Here is a 1,072-nt window from a genome sequence, read left to right as displayed (position 1 = left end):
GACCCTGATCGCGTCCTGCACCGCCGTCGACAGCTACATGTCCGCATGGGCGCCGATGCTCGACCGCCTCCGCCTCCACGCCACGGCGGTCGCCGACGGAGTGCAGCACGCGACGGCTGTCACCCTCGGCGGCCCGACCCAGGAGTGGGTTGAGGCGTGGTGTGTGTGCAGCTGGAGCGAGCGCGCCGACGTCGCCGGGTACGCCGACCGCGCCCCCGCCGGCGAGGCAATGACCCTGGCGCACCATCAGGAGATGTCGGCGGCGGCTGAGGAACCGGCCGCCGCCGAACTGCCGGAGCTGGACGTGGTGCTCCTGGACGTGGACGTGCCGCCGCTCGACCCCGCCGAGCCGTACGACACCGACGAGGAAGCGCAGGCGGACATCGGGCGCCTGGGCGAGGCGTTCGCACGGTGGGACGCCCTGCCCACGGTCCAGCGCTACTACGAGGCCGACCGGCAGCAGCGTTCCGACGGCGCCGGGGCCCCGACCAACCCCGTCGCGCAGCTGGCGGCGGCATATCGGGACGCCGAGCAGTCCCTGCTTGACGGCCCGGCGGGCTCGCCGGACGACCTGGTGCGTCAGGTCCACACGGTGGCGGTCTGGAGCGACGCCCTGGAGCCCGTGGTCGACGAGGTCCTGCTCGGTCCGCTGAGGGAGGTGCGGGCGGTCGCCACTCTGCTGGCCTCCCGTTCGCAGGCGACGGTGGAGGCCTTCGAGGCGGAACTGGCCGCCCTCTCCGAGGACCCCGCAGAGGAGACGGTCGCCGCAACGGCGCCTGCCGAGCAGGCCCTCGTGGCCGTCGACGACGAGCCGGAGGCCCCGGAGGACACCACCGAGCCGGGCCCCGGCGAGCCGGTCGCCGACACCGGTCCTGCGGAGCCGCCTGCGGCCGCGCAGAACACGACAGCCCCCGAGATGGACGGCGTCACCGACGACGAGCCGCAGCCGAAGCCGGAGGAAGCCCCGGCGCCGCCGGCCGCCGCCGACACCCCGGAGAGCACAGCGGCGGACAGCGATCCCGAGCCGGATCGCGCACCGGTCACCCAGGAACCCGCAGCCGCGGTCCCGGAT

Annotated in this window: 1 pseudogene; it reads left to right on the top strand. The window is 74.9% G+C overall.

Annotated elements, in window-relative coordinates:
• Positions 1-1,072, top strand: a pseudogene (locus ACWFRU_RS42485) (hypothetical protein); the annotation flags it as partial.

The sequence above is a fragment of the Streptomyces sp. NPDC055099 genome (genome assembly GCF_053607685.1).
The sequence above is the reverse complement of the archived record's forward strand: the minus strand, read 5'-3'. Positions and strand labels throughout refer to the sequence as shown.